The 18,775-nt window shown below is 68.7% G+C and carries 16 protein-coding genes; 9 read left to right on the top strand and 7 right to left on the bottom strand.

The window, feature by feature from the left end:
- Window positions 1-260: 260 nt before the first annotated feature.
- The gene (locus ACIBCU_RS37535) at window positions 261-2,891 is read right to left on the bottom strand and encodes a Helicase associated domain protein (RefSeq protein WP_399237070.1); all 2,631 of its coding nucleotides are present in this window, start codon (window positions 2,889-2,891) and stop codon (window positions 261-263) included.
- Window positions 2,892-3,052: 161 nt separating this feature from the next.
- On the opposite strand from ACIBCU_RS37535, the gene ACIBCU_RS37530 reads away from it, so the two are divergent.
- On the top strand, window positions 3,053-4,609 hold the full coding sequence (locus tag ACIBCU_RS37530) for a helix-turn-helix domain-containing protein (protein WP_399237068.1): 1,557 nt from the start codon (window positions 3,053-3,055) through the stop codon (window positions 4,607-4,609).
- On the top strand, window positions 4,609-5,184 hold the full coding sequence (locus tag ACIBCU_RS37525; protein ID WP_399237066.1) for a transcriptional regulator: 576 nt from the start codon (window positions 4,609-4,611) through the stop codon (window positions 5,182-5,184). The genes ACIBCU_RS37530 and ACIBCU_RS37525 overlap by 1 nt, the downstream gene beginning before the upstream one ends.
- Window positions 5,185-5,409: 225 nt before the next feature.
- Here ACIBCU_RS37525 and ACIBCU_RS37520 read toward each other — a convergent pair whose 3' ends face one another.
- The gene (locus ACIBCU_RS37520; RefSeq protein WP_399237064.1) at window positions 5,410-6,255 is read right to left on the bottom strand and encodes a hypothetical protein; all 846 of its coding nucleotides are present in this window, start codon (window positions 6,253-6,255) and stop codon (window positions 5,410-5,412) included.
- Window positions 6,256-6,592: 337 nt separating this feature from the next.
- On the opposite strand from ACIBCU_RS37520, the gene ACIBCU_RS37515 reads away from it, so the two are divergent.
- Complete coding sequence (locus tag ACIBCU_RS37515; protein ID WP_362939323.1) at window positions 6,593-7,024, top strand: hypothetical protein; 432 nt, start codon at window positions 6,593-6,595, stop codon at window positions 7,022-7,024.
- Between the two features lie 13 nt (window positions 7,025-7,037).
- Here ACIBCU_RS37515 and ACIBCU_RS37510 read toward each other — a convergent pair whose 3' ends face one another.
- Window positions 7,038-7,913, bottom strand: coding sequence for an IS5 family transposase (locus ACIBCU_RS37510; protein WP_399237061.1), 876 nt, complete (start codon window positions 7,911-7,913; stop codon window positions 7,038-7,040).
- 97 nt (window positions 7,914-8,010) lie between these two features.
- Window positions 8,011-8,607: a hypothetical protein gene (locus ACIBCU_RS37505; protein ID WP_399237060.1), complete on the bottom strand. Its 597-nt coding sequence runs from the start codon at window positions 8,605-8,607 to the stop codon at window positions 8,011-8,013.
- 628 nt (window positions 8,608-9,235) lie between these two features.
- Between ACIBCU_RS37505 and ACIBCU_RS37500 the strand changes: the two genes are divergently transcribed.
- From ACIBCU_RS37500 to ACIBCU_RS37490, 3 genes are all read left to right on the top strand, one after another.
- Complete coding sequence (locus ACIBCU_RS37500; protein ID WP_399237058.1) at window positions 9,236-10,714, top strand: WD40 repeat domain-containing protein; 1,479 nt, start codon at window positions 9,236-9,238, stop codon at window positions 10,712-10,714.
- A 1,558-nt stretch (window positions 10,715-12,272) separates the two neighbouring features.
- Window positions 12,273-12,593 (top strand): hypothetical protein, encoded by a 321-nt coding sequence (locus ACIBCU_RS37495; RefSeq protein ID WP_399237056.1) that lies wholly within the window; start codon window positions 12,273-12,275, stop codon window positions 12,591-12,593.
- Window positions 12,590-13,048 carry a hypothetical protein gene (locus ACIBCU_RS37490; RefSeq protein ID WP_399237054.1) on the top strand — a complete coding sequence of 153 codons (459 nt, stop codon included), beginning with the start codon at window positions 12,590-12,592 and terminating at the stop codon, window positions 13,046-13,048. The genes ACIBCU_RS37495 and ACIBCU_RS37490 overlap by 4 nt, the downstream gene beginning before the upstream one ends.
- A gap of 195 nt (window positions 13,049-13,243) precedes the next feature.
- On the opposite strand, the gene ACIBCU_RS37485 is transcribed toward ACIBCU_RS37490, so the two are convergent.
- Complete coding sequence (locus ACIBCU_RS37485; protein ID WP_399237052.1) at window positions 13,244-13,489, bottom strand: hypothetical protein; 246 nt, start codon at window positions 13,487-13,489, stop codon at window positions 13,244-13,246.
- Between the two features lie 300 nt (window positions 13,490-13,789).
- On the opposite strand from ACIBCU_RS37485, the gene ACIBCU_RS37480 reads away from it, so the two are divergent.
- From ACIBCU_RS37480 to ACIBCU_RS37470, 3 genes are all read left to right on the top strand, one after another.
- Window positions 13,790-13,999 carry a hypothetical protein gene (locus ACIBCU_RS37480; protein WP_399237050.1) on the top strand — a complete coding sequence of 70 codons (210 nt, stop codon included), beginning with the start codon at window positions 13,790-13,792 and terminating at the stop codon, window positions 13,997-13,999.
- Between the two features lie 298 nt (window positions 14,000-14,297).
- Window positions 14,298-14,711: a hypothetical protein gene (locus ACIBCU_RS37475; protein ID WP_399237049.1), complete on the top strand. Its 414-nt coding sequence runs from the start codon at window positions 14,298-14,300 to the stop codon at window positions 14,709-14,711.
- Window positions 14,705-15,559, top strand: coding sequence for an ATP/GTP-binding protein (locus ACIBCU_RS37470; protein ID WP_399237047.1), 855 nt, complete (start codon window positions 14,705-14,707; stop codon window positions 15,557-15,559). Before ACIBCU_RS37475 ends, ACIBCU_RS37470 begins: the two co-directional genes overlap by 7 nt.
- 1,358 nt (window positions 15,560-16,917) lie before the next feature.
- On the opposite strand, the gene ACIBCU_RS37465 is transcribed toward ACIBCU_RS37470, so the two are convergent.
- Complete coding sequence (locus ACIBCU_RS37465) at window positions 16,918-17,340, bottom strand: hypothetical protein (RefSeq protein ID WP_399237045.1); 423 nt, start codon at window positions 17,338-17,340, stop codon at window positions 16,918-16,920.
- Between the two features lie 439 nt (window positions 17,341-17,779).
- Window positions 17,780-18,160 (bottom strand): hypothetical protein, encoded by a 381-nt coding sequence (locus tag ACIBCU_RS37460; RefSeq protein WP_399237043.1) that lies wholly within the window; start codon window positions 18,158-18,160, stop codon window positions 17,780-17,782.
- Window positions 18,161-18,775 lie beyond the last annotated feature (615 nt).

Genomic DNA, 18,775 nt, shown 5'->3' with positions numbered 1-18,775 from the left:
GCCCCGCCCCCGCACAAGGGACGAGCCGGCGGACACACGAGCGGAGGAAGTAACGATGGGCGAACCTGCGACCGCCGGCCGTGAGCCGGGCCGGCCCGGACGTAGTCCCGCTTTCGGTCTGCCGTCTGCGGCGCTCGTGGCGCGTGCCGATCGCGGATATGCCCGCTTCCTCGGCCGCGCCGCTCAGGCCGCCACAGACAGCAGCACCGACGCCGTGCCCGCCCCGAGTACGTCTCCGGGGCGGGCGCGGAACTGACTGGTCAGGCCGCCCATTCCAGTCCGAGGGCGGCGAGCACGGCCAGTTTGTCGGCGGCGAGCTTGGCCCGCCTGGTCTTGGAATTTGTCAGAAACACCCCCAGCTTGACCGGGTGTTCCTCGCCGTCGACGACCACGGTTTCGATGTGGGCTCGGGGCACGGTCACGCTCCCGGTCCGGGCCCGGTACTGCTCCAGCGCGAGGACACCTCGCTCGAACGCCCCAGTACCCGTCGCCTTCCCCTTGACTGCCGGAGCTGCGGGCAGCGGCGTCAGTCCCAGAACTTCCAGCCGCTGGCGCTGCTCGGGGAGCAGGTTCTCCCACGCGGTGTGTTCGCGCTGCCGGTTGATCCACGCGCCGACGTCGCACCCGTGGACGACGACACCCGGCAGCACCTCGGTCAGCCCCCGTTCCTCGGCCAGGAGGGCGCGGGCGGTGGCGTAGTTACGCTGCCACTCGGTGGACCACTCGGGATTCCAGTCCGGGTCAATACTCTCCAGCGCCGCCCGCCGCTCGGCGGCCCGCTCCTCGTCCTTGCCCAGCCCGCCGGCCTTCCTGAGATTGGCCAGCCACTGACCGACCGCCACCCCCTCGACCACGGCGTCCTTCGGAGCGGCGAGGCTGCCGTGCACCTCGTGGAAGGCGCGAGCCGCGGTGAGGTTGCGCCAGAATCCGGCGTCCGCGACCGACCACACCATGCCCAGCTCATTCAGCAGCTCGGCCCGCCACGCTTTGAGCGTGCCGAGCCGGAACGCCCTGCGCTGCTCGCTGACCCATGCGCCCAGCACATACGGGATGCCGTCTTCGCCCAGCTCTACGGACGCGTCCAGCGGCACCTGGGCGTCGTGGTGCTCGCGCACCCAGGTCCGCAGAGCGTTGTAGCCGGTGAGCCAGATCTCGGAGTCGGGGTGCAGGACCCGGGTGCGCAGGAACAGCGCGACCGCTCCCGGATCGCGAGGGAGGGAGAACCGCAGCAACGGCACGCCGCTACCGGGGTGTTCCTCCTCGGCCGCGTCGTCGTCCGTACCGTCCTGGGCGGCTGCCTCTGCCACCTCCTCGTCCGTGGCGCTCTCGGTGCCGGCTGTCGCCTCGATGTCGTGGTCGGCGTCGTCCTCCTGGACGTCGTTGTGGTCCGCGTCGACGCTCTTGCGGCCCGGATCAAGCGAGACGACATCCGTGGCCTGTCCCCGGGCGGTCGTGGTGCCCAGCGCCATGCGCTCGATGACCCTCTCGTCATGCGCCCGGAGTCCTTGGAGGACAGCGACAAGGCTGCGATAGCTGGAGGACGCCATCATGTCGTTGGGGTCCTCGCCGGGCTCCAGGAAGACGGGCACGATGATGCGGCTGATCTTGCCCTCGCCGGGGTCCTGGCGCAGGCCCCGCCCGATGATCTGCACGATCTCTACGGGCGAGCTGCGGGTGTCGGCGAAGACGACGGCGCCGACGCCGCGCTTGCCTCGGATGTCGACGCCTTCACCGAGGACGCGGCAGCTGGAGAGGACACCGAGCTCGGTGACCCAGCCGTCCACGTCGATGCCGTCCGCGAACCGGTCCAGCACGACCCGGCGGTGCGCGGCTGGGTGCTCGCCGCACAGCCACTCCGCACCAACCCGCCCCGGATAGGCGACCGGGTCCGTGGCGTGGAGCTCCGCCGCCGTCTCCGGCAGCGCACGGGCAAAGGCCATGGCGTCCAGGGTCCGGGCGTGGAACGTCATGAACGACCGCACCCCGGTGGTGTCGGCGTGCTTGAGCAGCGCTTCCTGGAGTGCGGCGAGCCGCCGGCCGCGCCGCTCCTCCGGGGCGGCGTCCGGTCCGGGTGCCTGCGGGTCGCGGATCTCCAGGACGTCGATCTCGAAGCGGGCGAGGACGCCGCGCTCGACACTTTCCATCAGCCCGAACTCGAACAGCACCGGCCCGTACAGACCGACGTCGTCCATCGACGCCACCAGGCGCCCGCCCGTCTCGTCCGCGCCGGCACTCCCGGGCGCGGCCTCCCACAAGCGGGGGGTGGCCGTCATGTACAGGCGCCGCTCCGCAGGGATCCGCGCCTGGTCATGCACGGCCCCCCACGCCTTCCCAAGATCACCCGAGGTGCGGTGCGCCTCGTCGACCACCAGGAGGTCGAAGGGCCGCATCCGCTGCCCGTACGAGCCGCGCAGGGCCCTCTCCAGGGCGCCGGGTGCCGCGCCGTTTTCCTCGTCGTCCTGGTCGTCGATGAGGCCCTGTGGGGACAGGCTGGCGTACGTCGCGAACACGAGCATGGGCCCGTGCTGCGCGGTCCAGAGGGCGAGTTGGGTGGGGTTGGTCGTGCACCGCACATCGAGGGCGTCCAGCAGTGGATCGGCGCCGAGGCTGCACACCGCAACCGCCGGGGCCTTATGCCCGACCGCCCGCCAGGCTTCCACGGTCTGGGTCAGGAGATCGAGGGTCGGGACCAGGACGCCGACCACGCCCCGGGGGACCATGCGCAGGGCGGCCACGGCCGCAGTGATCGTCTTGCCGGAGCCGGTGGACATGTGGACCTGTCCGCGCTGACCCGGCGCCGGCACGGAGCCGCCCGTGGGGAGCGACAGGCCCTCGATGATCGAGTCCACGGCCTCGACCTGATGCGGCCGAAGCGAGATAACGCCCTGCATACCCATCACTCCCGAGATCGACATCCGAAGCACGGGACGCCATTGCTTCCCGCAGCGCCGTTCCGTTGTGCTGACGACGACCGTAGCGCACTCGCACAAAACTTGTTTACTAAACGTCCAATCTGACGCCGGAAGTCGTTCAAGCGCGCTAGGGTCGCGGTATGAGCCAAGAGAACAGCGTGGAAGCGCTGCTTGAGGAAGCACGCCTGAACGCCTCGATCCCGTCTCCCGCTGAGCGTCAGCGTCTGCGCGAGGCCGCAAACCTGTCTCGCGCCCAGGTCGCCGCAGCCGTCGGTGTCGGGCGCACCACGGTTGCCAACTGGGAGACCGGTCACTCGGATCCGACCCCGCCCGGACGCCTGCCGTACCTGAAGCTGCTGAAGGGCCTGGCCGAGATCTACCCGGCCACCTCCGCAGCCGCAGCCACCCCCGGAGCCGCCCCTGAATCCACCGCGGATCCGGTGCCGCCCGCGTTCGCGGCCCCGGAGACGCTGCGCGGCCCGGATGGGCGGGCTATCGAGGGTGACCCCGGCCCCTGCATCCGGTGCGGTGTCGAGACGACCTACCAGTCGACGGACGGCCGCCCGCTGCACTCCGGCGGCTTGTGTCAGCCCGCCGGCCCCGCCGCCCCGCAGACCGCCCCCGCCGTCGCCAGCTCTGCGGCGGCGCCCGCCCCCGCCTCACCGACCCCGGCGCCCCTGCCTAACCGGCCGGAGCGCCGCGCCCGCAGCGCCGCCCGCGCCCAGGCCGACACCACCCTCCTCATCAGCCGCGCTGTCCAGGAGGAAGCCGAGCGCGCCGGCGGGGACGAGGAAGCGGCACTGAAGGCGCTCATCAAAAGGGCGATTCCCGATGTGATGCACCTGTTCAACGAGACCCGGGCCACCGCCCGCTACGACTACACCGCCTACCCGGCCCTCCCGGACATCCTGAAGAAGCCGTCCAAGAAGGACCCTGATCAGATCTGGGAGGCCCGCCCCAAGTTCCACCACCCCGGCTACTCCCTGCGCGCCCCGGGCGATATTCGGGTGACCGCGCTGGACGTGAACGCGGCCTACTTGTCCGCGCTCAAGTGCTGGCTGCCGATCGGGAAGCTGGAGCACAGCACCGGCAGTGATGGTGTCGAGCCGAAGCGTTCCGGGGTCCACCTGATCACCCCCGCCGAGTGGACGCACCCGCACCTGCCGGACCCGATCGGCGACCGCGACGAGCCCGGCGCCCTGTGGGTCACGAACAGCACGCTGCGCCTGTTGCAGCGCCTTTCCGGTCCGAAGTACGGCCTCACGGACGCTCCGGTCATCCACGAGTCGTGGACGTCCGGCGCGACGGAGAACTTCCTGGACGCGCTGCGCAAGCTGCTGTCCGCCGCCCGCGACGAGGCGATCGAGGACAATGACACCCTGACCCTGGAGTACGTCAAGGCGATGTACAGCAAGTTCATCAGCACCATGGGGGAGTCGATCCACAACAGGGAGATGGTCCGCCCGGATTGGATGCACATCATCCACTCGCAGGCGTACGCGAACCTGTGGGGCAAGGCGTACAAGGCCAGCCAGGCCGGTCTGGATGTCGTCGCGATGATGGGCACCGACGAACTCCACCTGACGGGCGACTGGCGCAAGGTGTTCCCCGAGGGCCGGGGCGTCTCGCAGATGAAGATCAAGCACGGTGACGGCAAGGCGTCCGGTGAGTACACGGTTGGGACGGTGGCCCGCTGATGGCCGGCCGCTGGATGGACCTGGGCATGTACAACGCCCACGGCGTTCCGGGCGCGGACGCGTTGGGCGCGGCGATCGAGAACATGGTCACCGGCATCACCTCACCGGTGGACAGCGACCGCGGTCTTTCCGCCCGTCTGCGCTACCTCACCAAGACGGACGCCGGATACGAGGCCATGGACCGGGCCGGCATCCACGTCTCCCCGCGCACCCTGATGGCCTGGCTTGCCGAGGAGCGCACCCCGAACAAGGCGAACCGGACCCGCCTGGATGCCGCGTACTGGGATCTGCGGCGTCGCAACGTTGCCACCGACCTCAAGCACCGGCTGAACAACGAGGGCCGGGGTACCCGGGTGGAGATCAACCCGGTCGACCAGTCCGGGGTCGAGCGCAGGCACCAGCGTGATGTGGCCAGCCGCAGCATCAACGTCCGCGGCGTATGGGACCGCGCCGTCGACGCCTGGCTCGAGGAGGACCTGGCCGAGCTTGACGCGATCTGGGATCAGATCATCGAAGACATCGGCTCCGAGTACGACGCGTACAGCAACGTCTCCTCCATCGGCTGGGCCGCCTGAACAGATGTACAAGCGCTTCGTCTCCGGTATTGCAGCTGCCAAGGACGGGGCGCCTGACGTCGCAACCGCGGCAGGTCGCTGATTCTCACGAAAGTGCGCATGCGAGATGGGGCCGGCGCCACAGGGCAACTGTTGGCCCCCAGCTTTGGGACTGCGATCGCCGTCACCCGCTGCGGGACCACCCGGGTAGACGGACAGCGCCGAGCCTGTTCAGCGCGCCTGGCATCAGTGCCGGTGACGCCAGTGCTGGTGCGCTTTCAGCACCTCGTAGTTCCAGGTGGAGCGCTGCTGCGTCGAAGAGTGGCCGGCCGGGACTCCGAGTTGTTCGGCGATGGTGGGGAACCGGGGGTGCATCTGCCGGTCGCCGACCGTTACCAGAGCTGACAGCAGCGGCTCGCTCTGGTCGCGGTCGTCGTCGACGAGCCACAGCAGGACGCTCTCGTCGTTGCGGTGCAGACTCGTAAGGGCGGGCAGGCGCTTGCGGATCACCGTCCACGTGGTGGTGCTACCGGCCCGGGCGGTCTGTTCCAGCAATGGCCGCAGGTCGGTCGCGAGCTCCGCGAGCCGTCCCGCTCCCAGATGCCCTGGCTGACCGTCCCGAGGAACGGGACGTCCCTGCGCAGGCATGGGCAGAGCAGCGCGGGTCACCGGCACGGGGGGCGGCGTCGTCGGCACCGTGGATTGCACCGGAGTCGGCGCGGGGACGCGAGGTGCGTCGGAGGACCACACCGTCCTCGGCCGCACGACGGGGGCCTGTGTGGAGACCGGCCGCTTCGTGGACCTCTGACTCGGAGCCGGCGGGGCCTTGTCCGGCAGCGGCAGCGGCTCCTGTGCGGCCAGGCGCCGCTCCTCCTCCCGCCACCGGCGAGAGCCCAGCACTTCCTTGAGGTCCTTCAGTTGGGCCCGCTGCTCCCGGGTTTCGCGCGGCGGGGCCTGCGAGGCCTGATGCCAGGCCCACTCGAACAAGTCCGCTGCCTTGGTCACGTCGAAGCGGTCGATCGCACGCTGCAATTCGGTGAGCGTGCCGTTCAGCGAGCGACGAATCATCGCGATATCCATCGCGCTCAGCATCGGACGGCCCGTTGTGCGGCGCCGGAAATCGGTCTGCCACTCTGCCCCGCCACTGAGCCGCACACGCCCGTTCGACAAGAGCCGACCCCCACCCCTGGCACCACACCGTGCCCCTGAACCGTCGTTATCCGCTCAAGGTGACCCACAACCCTCATGTGCGCAAGAGCGCTTCGCGACAGGGACTCAACGGGGTGGACGCCAGGTATCACCCGACGGCTCGGCCCCAGGTAAAGCCCTGATCAGAACCGCTTCGCGACGGCGCTGTCCTACGGCTGCCGGCATGTGGCTGCTCCCTAGGTCGTGTATCGGAAGTGAATCTTGCACATAGGGTGACGGCATGTCACTGAGCCACATAGCCACCTCGTCCGGACGTTCGATCGAGCTCACCGAGCTGCGAATGTCTTCGACCTACGGAGGGATGCTGGAGGGCTACCCGTGCAAGCCCATCAATGACATGAAGGTCAGCAGTCTCCAGCGGCAGGCTGAACGTGCGTTCCCCTCCACGCCGGTCCATCTGGTTCCCCCCTCCCGCGAGTACCCGGACCAGACTGCCGGCGCCTTCGGCCCCGTTGAGGTGCTGCCTTCCGTGGCTTGCATCGGCGCCTTCCGCTCGACAACGGTCGCCCCCGAACTCGACCCGGTGCTGCACCGTTCCGCTCTCACCGTGGTCTGGTTCCAGACCGGCTTGGATGTCCCGTCGGGCAAGGACGCCGACCTTGTGCTGCGCAGCATTCGCTGGGAAGAACTGGCCCAGGACTATGAGCTCTAGCGACGGGTGCCGATCACAGCCACTCGTTGATGGCGGCGATCAGGACGGTCGCCTCGTAGCGGACCGCCTGCTTGTCGTAGCGCGTGGCGACAGCGCGGTGCCTCTTGAGGCGGTTGATCCCGCACTCGACCGCGTGGCGCTTGCGGTAGTCGGCCGGGTCGAAACGAGGTGGTCGGCCGCCGCTGGAGCCGAGCTTCTGGCGGTTGCGGGCCTGGTCGGCCTTGTCGGGGATGGTGCAGCGGATTCCCCGGCGCCGCAGGTAAGCGCGGTTTTTGCGGGAGGCGTACGCCTTGTCGGCACGCACCCGATGAGGACGGACACGTGGCCGGCCCGGCCCGATGCGGGGCACGCGGACTTTCTCCAGTACCGGTTCGAACTGCGGCGAGTCTCCGCGTTGCCCGGCTGTGATCACGATCGACATGGGCTTTTGGCCCTGCTCGACAGCCAGGTGCAGCTTGGTGGTGAACCCGCCGCGCGAGCGTCCCAGTCCGTGGTCTCCGGGCTCTGCGAAGACACCGCCCGGTGGTTCCTTCTGCAGACCGCCCTTCCTTCGGGCTCCGGCCGCGTGCTGGTGGGCGCGGCAGACCGTGGAGTCGACGCTCAGGTCCCACGTGATCGCACCCTTCGCGTCGGCCAGGGACTGGAGCCGGGTAAGGATCCGCTGCCAGGTTCCGTTCCGCTGCCACCGGCGGAAGAGGTCGTAGACCCGGCCCCACGGTCCGTACTCGACGGGGACGTCCCGCCACGGAACACCGGTCCGAACTCGGAAGCGTATGCCGTCGATCAACTGCCGCCGGGACCAGACGGGCGGCCGCCCCGCCCTCATTCCCTTCGGTAGCAACGGCTCCAATACCGCCCACTGCTCGTCCGTGAGATCACCCCGACCCATGAACTGTGATCATTCACAGGCCAAGATCCACTTTCGATACACGGCCTAGCAGCCACCGCGCCGTGCCCGCTGTCTGCCGTGGCATTGCAGGCCAGCGTTACGGGTGGCCGACCAGGGCGGTGATGAGCTTGCGGGCCCTCTCTTTGGTCAGCCGCTTCGCGGCCGTCGCGCACCGCTGCCGGGGAGCCCTCAGCGCGATGTCGCTGCCCTTGACGACCTTGGCGAACTCGGCGTCGAACCGCTCCTTGCCGACTTTCTCCGCGAGCGTGGTCAGGTACTTCACCTGCGCTTCGGTGGCCGACTGGGTCTTCGCCTGCTTCCGCCGCTCCTGCGCGGGGGCGTAGATCTGCTTGTAGTGCTCCTTGAGCGCCGCCTCCGACTCCGGGCTGCGGCAGGTGATGTGCACGCTCTCGTACCAGGTCTGGGTGCCCGGCTTGCCGGTCACCGCTTCCCACAGGGCGTCCGCCGTCAGCTTCTCCTCGTCGACGCCTTCGGTCAGGCCGGGTCCGACGATTCCGTAGTAGCCGGTCTTGCCCCGCGGGATCACCGTGAAGCCGGCCGGGACGGCATGGGCTTCGAGCCAGTCCAGGCCGCACCCGCAGTGCCGGGCGTGATACCCGGCCCACTTCCGCTCCAGCGGCTCGTACACCAGCCGGTCGCCGTAGTACTTCGGATCTCTCGCGAAACCAGACATGCGCCGCAGTGTCCCACCACCGACCCGACCAGGACTGCCGCAGTCCGTTGCGGCCATGACGCGGTGCTGCTGGCTCGGCCTTGCGAGACAGCAGCACCCGCTGACGGCTATCCAATCAGGTTGTGGAGTACTGGGATGCTTGCGCCCGCAGCTGCGATGCCCGCGACGATGGCCCTGGGCGCGGACTTCTCGGAGAGGAACATGAGCCCTCCCATGATTACGCCGATGAAGCCGGCTGCCAGGAATACGACGGTGGCGCGCGTTGACAGGAGCGGCGGCATTTCGGACGGCCGCCTGGTGTCGGGCAGGCTTGGCGACGGAGGGCGAGCTGGTGCGGGGGTATGCGGTTCCCGGTTCATCGGGAGTCTCCTGAAGACGGAGGAGCAGAGACGACGGACACCTGTGTGGTGTCGTCCGCGGGAGTGTGCGCCGCGCGGTCGGCGGTCCTGCTGCTCTCTGCCTGAGAGCGTCCCCGTGGCGTCTCGGCCCTGGCCCAGGGTGGCGTCTTCAGGATAGGGGTGATCGGTGCGTTCGGTGCCCCGGCCATATAGCGGGTGGTCATCAAGTGTTACCTCCTTGGTGGCCATTCGAGCCCGACCGGGGCTGTTCTTCCGCACAGCGCGAAGGGATGCACAGAGCGCTGGCCAGGCGTGCAGTTGCACCGTTCTCCAGCTGGTTCCAGCACACTGCAGTACTTTTCGACAATCTGCAGAAGCTGCTCTCCAACCTTGGCGGATGGTCGGAAGAGCTGCTGCCGTACACGAGTAACGGGGGCGACATGCGTACAGCTGGAGGCGACTTCGGACGAGAACTGCAACTCGCGGCTGCAGAACTGCGCACGCTCAGGGCACGGCACGGCGACCCGGCGCTCGAACAGATTGTGGCCCGGGCCCCGCAGGGCCAACGCCTTTCCCCGTCAGGCATCAGTGCGGCATTGCGAGGCCACAGCCTGCCCAGCCGCGACTACTACCTCACGCTGGTCCGCGTCTTGTTGGCCTACGACGCCAACAAGATCGCTTCACTTCAGCATCCGGAAATACCTGAGTGGCGCGACCGCTGGCAGCGGTTGTCCCTGCTGCGCCACGCACAGAGCAACCGCGCCCCAGCCGCCCTCCCGATCAGCAGTCATGCTGCCCTGTCCGAGCAGGTGGTTCTGGCCGCTCTACGACGAGGTGAGCACGTCCAGCTGCCGCCGACTGCCACCGAACTGGGCGGGGTCTGGGCCATGGCTTTCTCTCCCGACGGCCATCTCCTCGCCACCGGCCACGGCGCGAAAACCGTGCAGCTGTGGAACACCGTCGAACAGCGCAGGGCAGGCCCAGCACTCTTTGGACACACGGATCGCGTGTCAAGCGTGGCCTTCTCACCTGACGGCCGGCTCTTGGCAACGGGGAGCCACGACGGAACCGCCCGGCTCTGGAACGTGGACAGCCGAACCCTCGTCACAGAACCGCTCGACAGCGCTGGCTTCGTCGACAGCCTCCTCTTCACTCCCGATGGCCAGTCCCTTTACGTCATAGGCCGCTCGATCCGCCGGTGGGAACTCACCGACCCTCGCCGGCCACGCAAGGCTGAGAAGCACTTCGCCAACGGCCTCACCAGCGCGCCAGTCCTTTCCCCTGATGGCCTGCTGATCACCGGCCACGCTGGAGGCCTGGCCCAGCTCTGGGATGCACGGGAGCAGAAGAAGATTGACGCGCCCCTACGAGGCCATGCGTCAGACGTCACCGCCTTGGCCCTCGCCCCAAGCGGCGACGTGCTCGCCACCGGCAGTGACGACATCCAACTGTGGGACCTGCGCACACACCAGATGATGCACGAACCTCTGCCGTGCTCAGGAGACACCGTCACGGAGATGGCGTTCTCTCAGGACGGGCATCTCCTCGTAGCCATCAGCGGCGACCGGGTATCGGGTGAACCGGAAGAACCGGACTTCAGCTTCAACCTCTGGGACACAACCACCTGGACTGAACTGCCCAGCCCGCAGATCGGCCACAGCGGCCATGTAACGGCGTCAGCGTTCTCACCCGACAGCAGACTCTTCGCCACCGGCGGCATCGACGGCCTTCTACGCATTCGAACCCTGCCTACGAGCAATGGTGGATGACTGGCTCGCTTCGTCTCGCGCGCCGTAGAAGCGGCCCGCCCGTCTAGCGGTCCGTCATGCAGCAGGCGACATCAACGCGCAAGCCGCCCCTGACGCGCTTCTGAGCGCACGTCAGCCGTCCCCGGCCTCTCCCCTGTCCGGTCGGGGGCGGCTCGTTCCGGGAGATCGCCGTACACGGCCGCGCGGGCAGTCGTCGTGGCGGCCGGTGGGGGTCTGTCCAGACATCCGCCGACGGTCTGCCGGGGGTCTGTCCGGGCTCTGTCCGGCGGACAGATGAATGAGCTCTCCGGACAGGCCCCTGGCAGATGTCTGGACGGACGATCCGGCGCTATCGCCCGGGGAAGCAGCCGGCCTTCCGCCCGCCGCGACGGGCCCTCGCAGCCCGCCGGACCGCCCGGCGAGTCGGGTGGAGAGCTTTTCCCGCCCTGGGGCCTGCCTGAGGGCGAAAAAAATCCGCGGATGGGGCCGGTCGGGTGGCGGCGGTCGTGACGGTGCAAAACGGGCAGGGTGACGGTCGCATGACGGTCAAAACGGGCAGGGGTGGCGGTGGTCTCGGGCCGAGTTGGCGTCACGAGGAGGCGTCACTCGGTGACGCCTGTTGAACGCGATCGTCGGCGCCATGCGCGGGTTCGGCAGCGTGGTGAGCAGTACCGGCTGTCGGATCGCTTCGTCTTCCCGAACGGGGTGTCCGCGGAGTACCAGGTGCTGCCGCACTCCGGGCACGTGAATTGGGGCCAGGGATGGCGGCGTCCTTCGAGGACTGCTTTGAGGGCCGCCCCGCCGGCCTCGATCGCCTCGCGGCGCGCCTTCATCGTGCGCCAGGCCCTTGTTCTGCACGTCGCGGAGCAGTACCGGCGGCTCTTCCTCGACCCATCGGGAAGAGGCGCTCCGCACTGACGGCACCGCGAGGCTTTCCTGCTCACGTCTCACAGGATGCCCCTTCGTACGGGCCGGTGGGCAAGCCTCGGGGACCACTGGGCAAGCCTCCGGGTGTGGTGGGCAAGCCGGGCTTGCCCACCCCTGGGCAAGCCCGGGGGTGGGCTCGTGTCGAGGCGTCCTGGGGGCCTGGTGGGGGTTGTTCCCACGGTTGCTCCCATCGTTGTCTCCACAGGGGGATTCAGGGGTGCACCGGAGGTAGGGCCGCAGGTGTGAACCCCCCATTCCGGGACCGTGTCGTTTCCCCAGGTCAGACCTCGTGGGCAAGCCGGTCTCGCACGCCGACACCTCCTTCACGCGATAGTCATGGGGAGGTGTGGTGACTGTCAGCCGGGCAGGGGGTGTCGCTGACCCGGGGCGCTGGATGCACTCGGACCCGCGAAGCGGGCGCGTTACGAAACCGCGTGGACATGGTGTTCAGGTCCTCAGGCCAACTACCTGCGGATTTGGAGGGCTTGACAGGGCAAGCCCTGGCAGGCGACACTGACCCCAGTGCGGCACGATTCTGTCCGCAGACATGATGCTCTCGTCTTCCTTACCTGAGACGGGGGCTTTTTTTGTGCCCGTATCCATGAGCAGGCCCCGGTTCCCCGGGGCCTTTTTTCGTTTCCGGAGGTCCTTCGTGTTCGACCCGTGGTGGTTCGTAAGCGGCGCTTGCGTCGTGATCGCGGCGCTTGCGCTCCTAGCGACGCTGGTGTTTGTAATTGTGCGGCGCGTGGTCGACAAGGCACGTCCGGAAGATCTTCCTGCGGTCCTGACCGGACTGGGCGAGGTCGTCGCCAGCCTTGCCTGCTTCCTTCCCTGGGGAAAGACGCGGGACAGTACGACTGCCGAGTCGAGTCCCGGCGAGACACTGGCTGCGCCGGTCACTATCGTGGCTGGCCAACTGGCGACGGCTCCCGCGATCAACCCGCCTGTTATTCCTGGGGAGGCGAACCGATGAAGCGGCAGCGTCCCTATCGCGACACCACGGCAGAGCGGGCCAGCACCAGCAGCATCGGTCTTGTGCTGAACAGCATCAGAAACCGCCGCGAGGTCGGCGTCGTGATCCACATGGTGGTCTGGGGGCTGTCACTCCAGGACACCGCCCGACGCATGGGTGTCACAGAGACCCAGGCTCAGCATTTGCTGGTCAATGCGTTGAGCCGGCTCCGGCATCCCAGCATGGCGGCGAACCTCCGGGTAGAGCTCGATGGCGACTCCGTCGCCCGGTCACGGGAGCTTCGCAGGTGGGCCAACGCGGTGGCCCAGTCGATAGTTGTCACCTGCCCCTGTGGGCTCAAATTTCTGCCCGAGAGCTTCTTCCTCACCACTGGCGGCCGCCCCAAGCGCTACTGCTCGAATGCCTGCAAGCAAGCGGCCTACCGGGCTCGAAGGAAGCAGGCTGGGAAGCAGTGATCTGCGCGAAGTCCTTGTGACGGAGGACCAGGGTCGCTGCGGTCCAACTTTGCGCAACAGTGCGTCAGGGGGTGTCGCCGACCCAGTGGAGGCGGTCCGGGTCGCCGGGCCGTCCTTCGTAGTGGGACCGTCCGCCCGGTCCGTAGGCGCCGAGCAGTGCGATGAGCGCCGCGCCGTCCAGCAGCTGCTCTTCGGTCAGCCGGTGACGTTGATGCGCTGCCCGTTCAGCGGTCCGCCCATGAGCACTGCGTACCGGTGCCCCGGCATATCACCGCCCGGCTCGCCGGACTCGCTGCTCTCCTGGCGGCCGGCCCGGGTGCGCCGGGATCCGCAGAGAACCACCCGCCCCCAGTACAAGTAACAGTGCCCCTCGATGTACCGGGCGTTCCACTCCCTCGAAGACTTCGAGGGCGCAGCCAGTAGCACCGCCACGTCGTCCATTCAAGGCTTTATATAGGTATGAATCTTGCCTATTGGAAACCTTGAACGGGAGGCGCTGGACCGGAAATCTGGATTCCCTCGCACCGGGCTTGCGGAGCTAACCCCTCGGCATTCGACAGTGCTGCCCACCACCCCGCGACACCCGTTCGTCAAGCGCTCGCGAATCCGTGCCACGCCCCGTCAGAGACCGCTCTGCGACGGCTCGGAACGGATTTTCGCGAGAGCTCGATTCGACGGGCTGGTTCGCGGACTGTGGCCCCGCGCTCAACCGGAGCGCACCACCGAAATGGAGATCCCGCCGTGTCCACGCCCGCCCTGATCGTGTTCGCTCTCGCCCTGTTCGTCGTGCTGCTCCTGGTCCTGGTGTCCGGTCTCGTCCTGGCCGGCCTGGCCTATGTCACCCACCGCCACCCCCGCCTGGAGAAGCCGCTGGGTGTCGCGATCGGGGGTGCCGGCGTCCTCGTCGCGATCGTCGTGGGCCTGGTTGCCGTCGTCGCCCTGACCACCTGATGACGCGCCACGCCCCCCGGCTTCGTTTGCTCGTTGCCCGGCTGAATTCATGTAACTGCCCGCGACCGGGCGGCTACGGTGATCGGATTCTGATTGCGAACCCGTGGGGGATCTGATGGTGACGGCTCGACAGACACGGCCCGGCACACGCGCAATGGCGCTGTGTGGCGCCGTGGGGCTCTCTCTGGCCCTGACCGGTTGCGGTGGCGGCAGCGACGATGCGAGGCCGCAGACGGCTCCGTCTGCGGCCTCCTCGGCCACGCCCTCCGCGTCGGCGTCGGCGGATCCGGATGAGGCGGTGAATGCCGCGGTGCTGGCGTCGTACTCGTCGATGTGGGTGGAGCAGATGAAGGCGTACCGGAAGGCCGATGCCGAGGGCACCGAGCTGGAGCGGTACGTCACGGCGGAGGCGCTCGGCCAGTTCCGCAACGACTTGGCGCGGATGAAGGAGGCCGGGACCGTGGTGCGCGGCGACCTGGCCCACGACGACACCACCGTGACTTCCGTGGACATGGAGGCGCAGACGCCCACGGCCACGGTTCAGGACTGCATGGACATCTCGAAGTGGCAGACGTACAGCACCAAGAAGGACCAGGTGCTGCCCATGCCGAGCGACCAGCCGCGCCGATACCTCGCCACGGCCACGGCGGAGAAGTGGGACGACGGCTGGATCATCACCGAGTTCACCCCGGACGGATCGCAGACGTGCTGAGGCGAGCGGCGGCGGCCGCGGTGGTCCTGGCGGGCGTCCTCGCCCCGGCCGCGCACGCCGACGGCGGCAAGAGCGGCGGGGTCTGCGAGGGGACGGCGCTGACCATCACGGTCTGCGCCTCGGACAGCGCCGCCGCGCACGGTTCGGCCGGCGCCGCTGCCACCCCCGCCAGCTCGCCGGGCACGGGCTCGTCGACGCCCTCGTGCACGTACACCCGCCTCGACCCGCAGCCTCCGGCCGAGAACATGTTCTGGAAGGGACACGACCGCTCGGAGAAGGGCTCCGTCTACGGGGTGAACTGTCCGGGACAGCAGGGAGCGCGGACCGTGTGGATCGCGGACGGCCAGGCGCCGACCGCCGCGCCGGTCATCGACCCGGAGGTCCTGGCCCGGCGGGCGGTGGCCTCGATGCGCCTGGACGGCCCGAAGGTCGCCAGCCCTCGCGCGGCCGGGACGTATGTGGTCGGGATGCCGATGTGGATGTGGGCGACGCCCTCGACGTCGACGTTCGGGCCGGCGACCGCCTCGGCCACGGCCGGCGGCGTCACCGTGAGCGCCACCGCCAGGGTCACGAGCGTGCGGTGGGCGATGGGCGACGGCACCACCGTCACCTGCCGCGGCCCCGGGACTCCGTACCGGAAGTCGCAGGAGGTGACCTCATCGCCGGACTGCGGGCACCTGTACGAGCGGCCCTCCTACGAAGAGCCGGGCGGCCGGTACCAGGGCACCGCGACCGCGACCTGGACCGTCACCTGGACCGCCCCCGCCCTGGGCGACGGCGGCCAGTTCACCGAGACCCGGCAGACGGCGTTCACCGCCGCCGTCCACGAGGTCCAGGTCGTCAACTGACCCGGCACGCCCCTGACCAGCGATGGTGAGTTTTCACGGTGAGTTCGGCCGAGCCGTGGTGAGTTTCGCGGTGAGTGGACCCCGCCATGGTGAGTAGGCCCCGGGGCGTAGTGAGTTTCCCGGTCGGAAACTCACCACCGCAGGTCAGACGCGTGCGCGGCCACTCACCACGGCACCCCGCTCACTGGAAACGATCCTTGTCGAATCTGGCGCGTGACGCGCAGGTGGTCGACAGGGGCGGCGATCGCCAGATGCCCGGAGCGGGAGTTCCGTCGCCGGCGCCAGAGACCAGCCACCCGCTCCGGGCCCCGACACCCTGCCACACGACAACCGCAGAGTCTGCCGGGCCGCGGCCCCGCGCTGGTCCTCGAGCACCGCCGCTGAAGCGCCGGACGGTCCGCTGCGCAGCCGGCATGGGCCCGACACCAATCCCGACACCATGACCGACGGTATGACCGAGAGCATGACCGACACTATGACCGACGCCTCCCGGGAGCGGACCTCCGCATAACGGCAGGTCAACCCCCTGTTTTCGTGTGGTGAGTGCTCAGACTTCCCCTCTTCTACCCGGCCTGTCCTGCTGTGGGGGCGGGGTGGTGGTGGCTGGTGGGCGGGCGTGGTCTCGGGGAAGACGGGCGGCGCTGCGCTGGCCTCACGGGGGACTGCGGCGGCCCGGTGGGCGCCGCAGCGGACAGGGGCCCCAGGCGGGGCGCAACATCCCCCCCAACATCCCCTCCAGCATTCCCCCCAACATCCCACGCGCACGATCACGCCCACCGCCCGCACAACCGCAGGTCAACCCCCGGATTTCGTGTGGTGAGTACTCAGACTTCCCCTTGGCTCCTGGCCTGCCCGCTCTGGATATGGAGGTGGGTGGGTGGGGGCTGGACTGGTCGGCGGCGGGGAACCGGCGGCGCTGCGCTCGCCCTTGTCTCCGGCCCGTCGCGGAGCTCCGGACCGGAGGCCGGCGCAGCGCGGGGCGCCTGCTCGCCGAAGGGCGGCACCGCCTGGTGCTCCTCGCCCCGCCGGACCCCTGGGCGCGGCGTGCACAACAGCTGCGACGCTATGGGTGACGACATCTGTCACGGTATGTGCGACAAGATCTGTGACGCTATGTGTGACACCGCCCGCCCGCCGTGCTTCGCGCAACCGCAGGTCAGGCCCCAGTTTTCGCGTGGTGAGTGCTCAGACTTCCCCTCTTCTACCTGGCCTGTCCTGCTGTGTGGGGTGGGTGGTGTGGGCTGGTGGCGGGCGTGGTTTCGGGGAACCGGGCGGCGCTGCGCTGGCCCGTTCTCCCGGCCCGTCGCAGGCTCCGGACCGGCGACGAGACCGAGGACCAGGCGGCGGTGCTGGTGGTCCTACTTCGGCTGCGACGCCGGCCGCTGCGCTTCGCTGTCCGCACCGAGCTCGGATGCGTGGATCGCCCTCGCGTCGGTGACGGCCCGTGCCCAGGTGCGTTCGTTCCCGCCGTGCGTGCGGGCCAGCCGCCCGGCCAGGCCCCGCTGGTGCTCACCGGCCCGGCGCAGCTCCCCGAGGGCGACCTGGACGGCCTGAGCGCGCTCTGCGGACACCGGACGGCCTCCCCGGGGCTCTCCATGCTCCACGCCGCTCTTGCGCCCGGAGACGCCCAGCAGGGCCGTTCCCACGGCTTCCTGGTGTGCGGCCCAGAACCGCTCCACCTCGGCTTGGTCGTAGTAGTCGACCCGGTCGATCGTGACCACCCGCTCCGGGTGACGGCGCTCCTGCGGCTGCTCGTGGCGCAGCGCGTACCACCGGGCCACGGTCGAGCGACCCGCCCCGGTGTACCGGGTAATCCACGCACGACTAACCAGCGCCCTCCCCCCGACGACGCGACGCAGACGGACATCATTTTCGCCGGTCGGCTCCATCAATTCCGCTCCCGATCCATGCGTAGAATGGAGGCGCTCCGCTCGGACGAGTGGGCGCAGCTGGTGGGGAATTAAATTGGAATTCGGGTTGCCGCCCATTCCAATTGCAGTAATTCCCCGCCAGCCTAAAACATTTATGCGCGCGGCCTCCTCCGGAGGAACGGCGCACGACCCTACGGGTCGTCAGACGATAGACCCCCTACGGGGTTCAGAAACCGATTCCTCCGGAATCCTCGCCAGCACCTGGCGGGTGCTGCGGCAGGGATGGCGGCGCACCGGTCGCGGACTGTGCGGTGGTGCGCCCCGAGAGGGCCGCACCACCGCCCGTGGGCTAGGCGCTCAGGGCCGCGACCGGCAGGGGCGTGATCTCGCCCTCCCAGAGGTCCCAGGAGCGCGTGACGTGGCTGCTGGCCGGTGAGACCACCACGATCTGCCCTTCCCGCTCCGCGTCAGCCACCCCGACCGCCAGCAGGCAGATCACGGCCTCCCACGCCTCCTCGTCGACGACGTGCCCGCCGCCGTCCGTGGGGACCTCGACCTGAGCCGTGAGGGTCAGACGGTCCGTCAGGGTCAGCGACTCGCCGTCCACGACCACCGTCATGGTGTGCGACCCCGGAGCCAGCTCCGCGAGCAGCAGACGCATCGCGTCCTCAGCCACGACCCAGCCGGAGTTGAATTCCGAGTAGTGCATGTACGCGGGAATGATCTGCATGATTTTTCTCCTGATTTGGACGAGTGGACTGACCGTCAGGAAAGGTTGCCGCCCTTCCTGACTGATCTAACCTTACGGTGAATGCTGACGTGAATTCAAGAACCAATCGGCACGCCTTTTTCGGTGTCGCCGGAGGGAGCTGGAGAGCCTCGGTTCGTGACGCCGAAGTCCGTGGTGGCGGTGGGGCAGATTAACGGTCTCTACCCCGGGCTGCCAGTGATGCAGGGTGGTGTGTGCTGAGTCCAGTTCTTAGCTACCGCCGAGAATGATGCACGCGGCTCACGCTCCGGCCGAGACGACCGACCCCCCTCTTGTTGGTGCGTAGTTGTCTGTGACGGTGCGTCGGGTGCTGCCGCAGGTGTTTTCCGGGCTCGGCCTGCCCGCACTGCGGAGCCGTGCGGGCAGGCCCCTACCACCTTCTGGCCTCGTGTCACCCCCGACACCCGCAGCCGCCGAGCACGCCCGCACCAATTCCCGCACCGATGCGGGAATTCCGGAGGAATTCCCAATCCCATTCCGGAGGAATGGGATTGAAAGCCCGTAGGGCTTTATCGTCTTTACGACCCGTAGGGTCGTGCGTCGTTCCTCCGGAGGAGTCCGCGCGCATAAATGATT

The sequence above is a fragment of the Streptomyces sp. NPDC051064 genome, from assembly GCF_044455985.1.
Taxonomy (GTDB): Bacteria; Actinomycetota; Actinomycetes; order Streptomycetales; family Streptomycetaceae; genus Streptomyces.
This window is presented reverse-complemented; position numbering and strand designations above follow the sequence as displayed.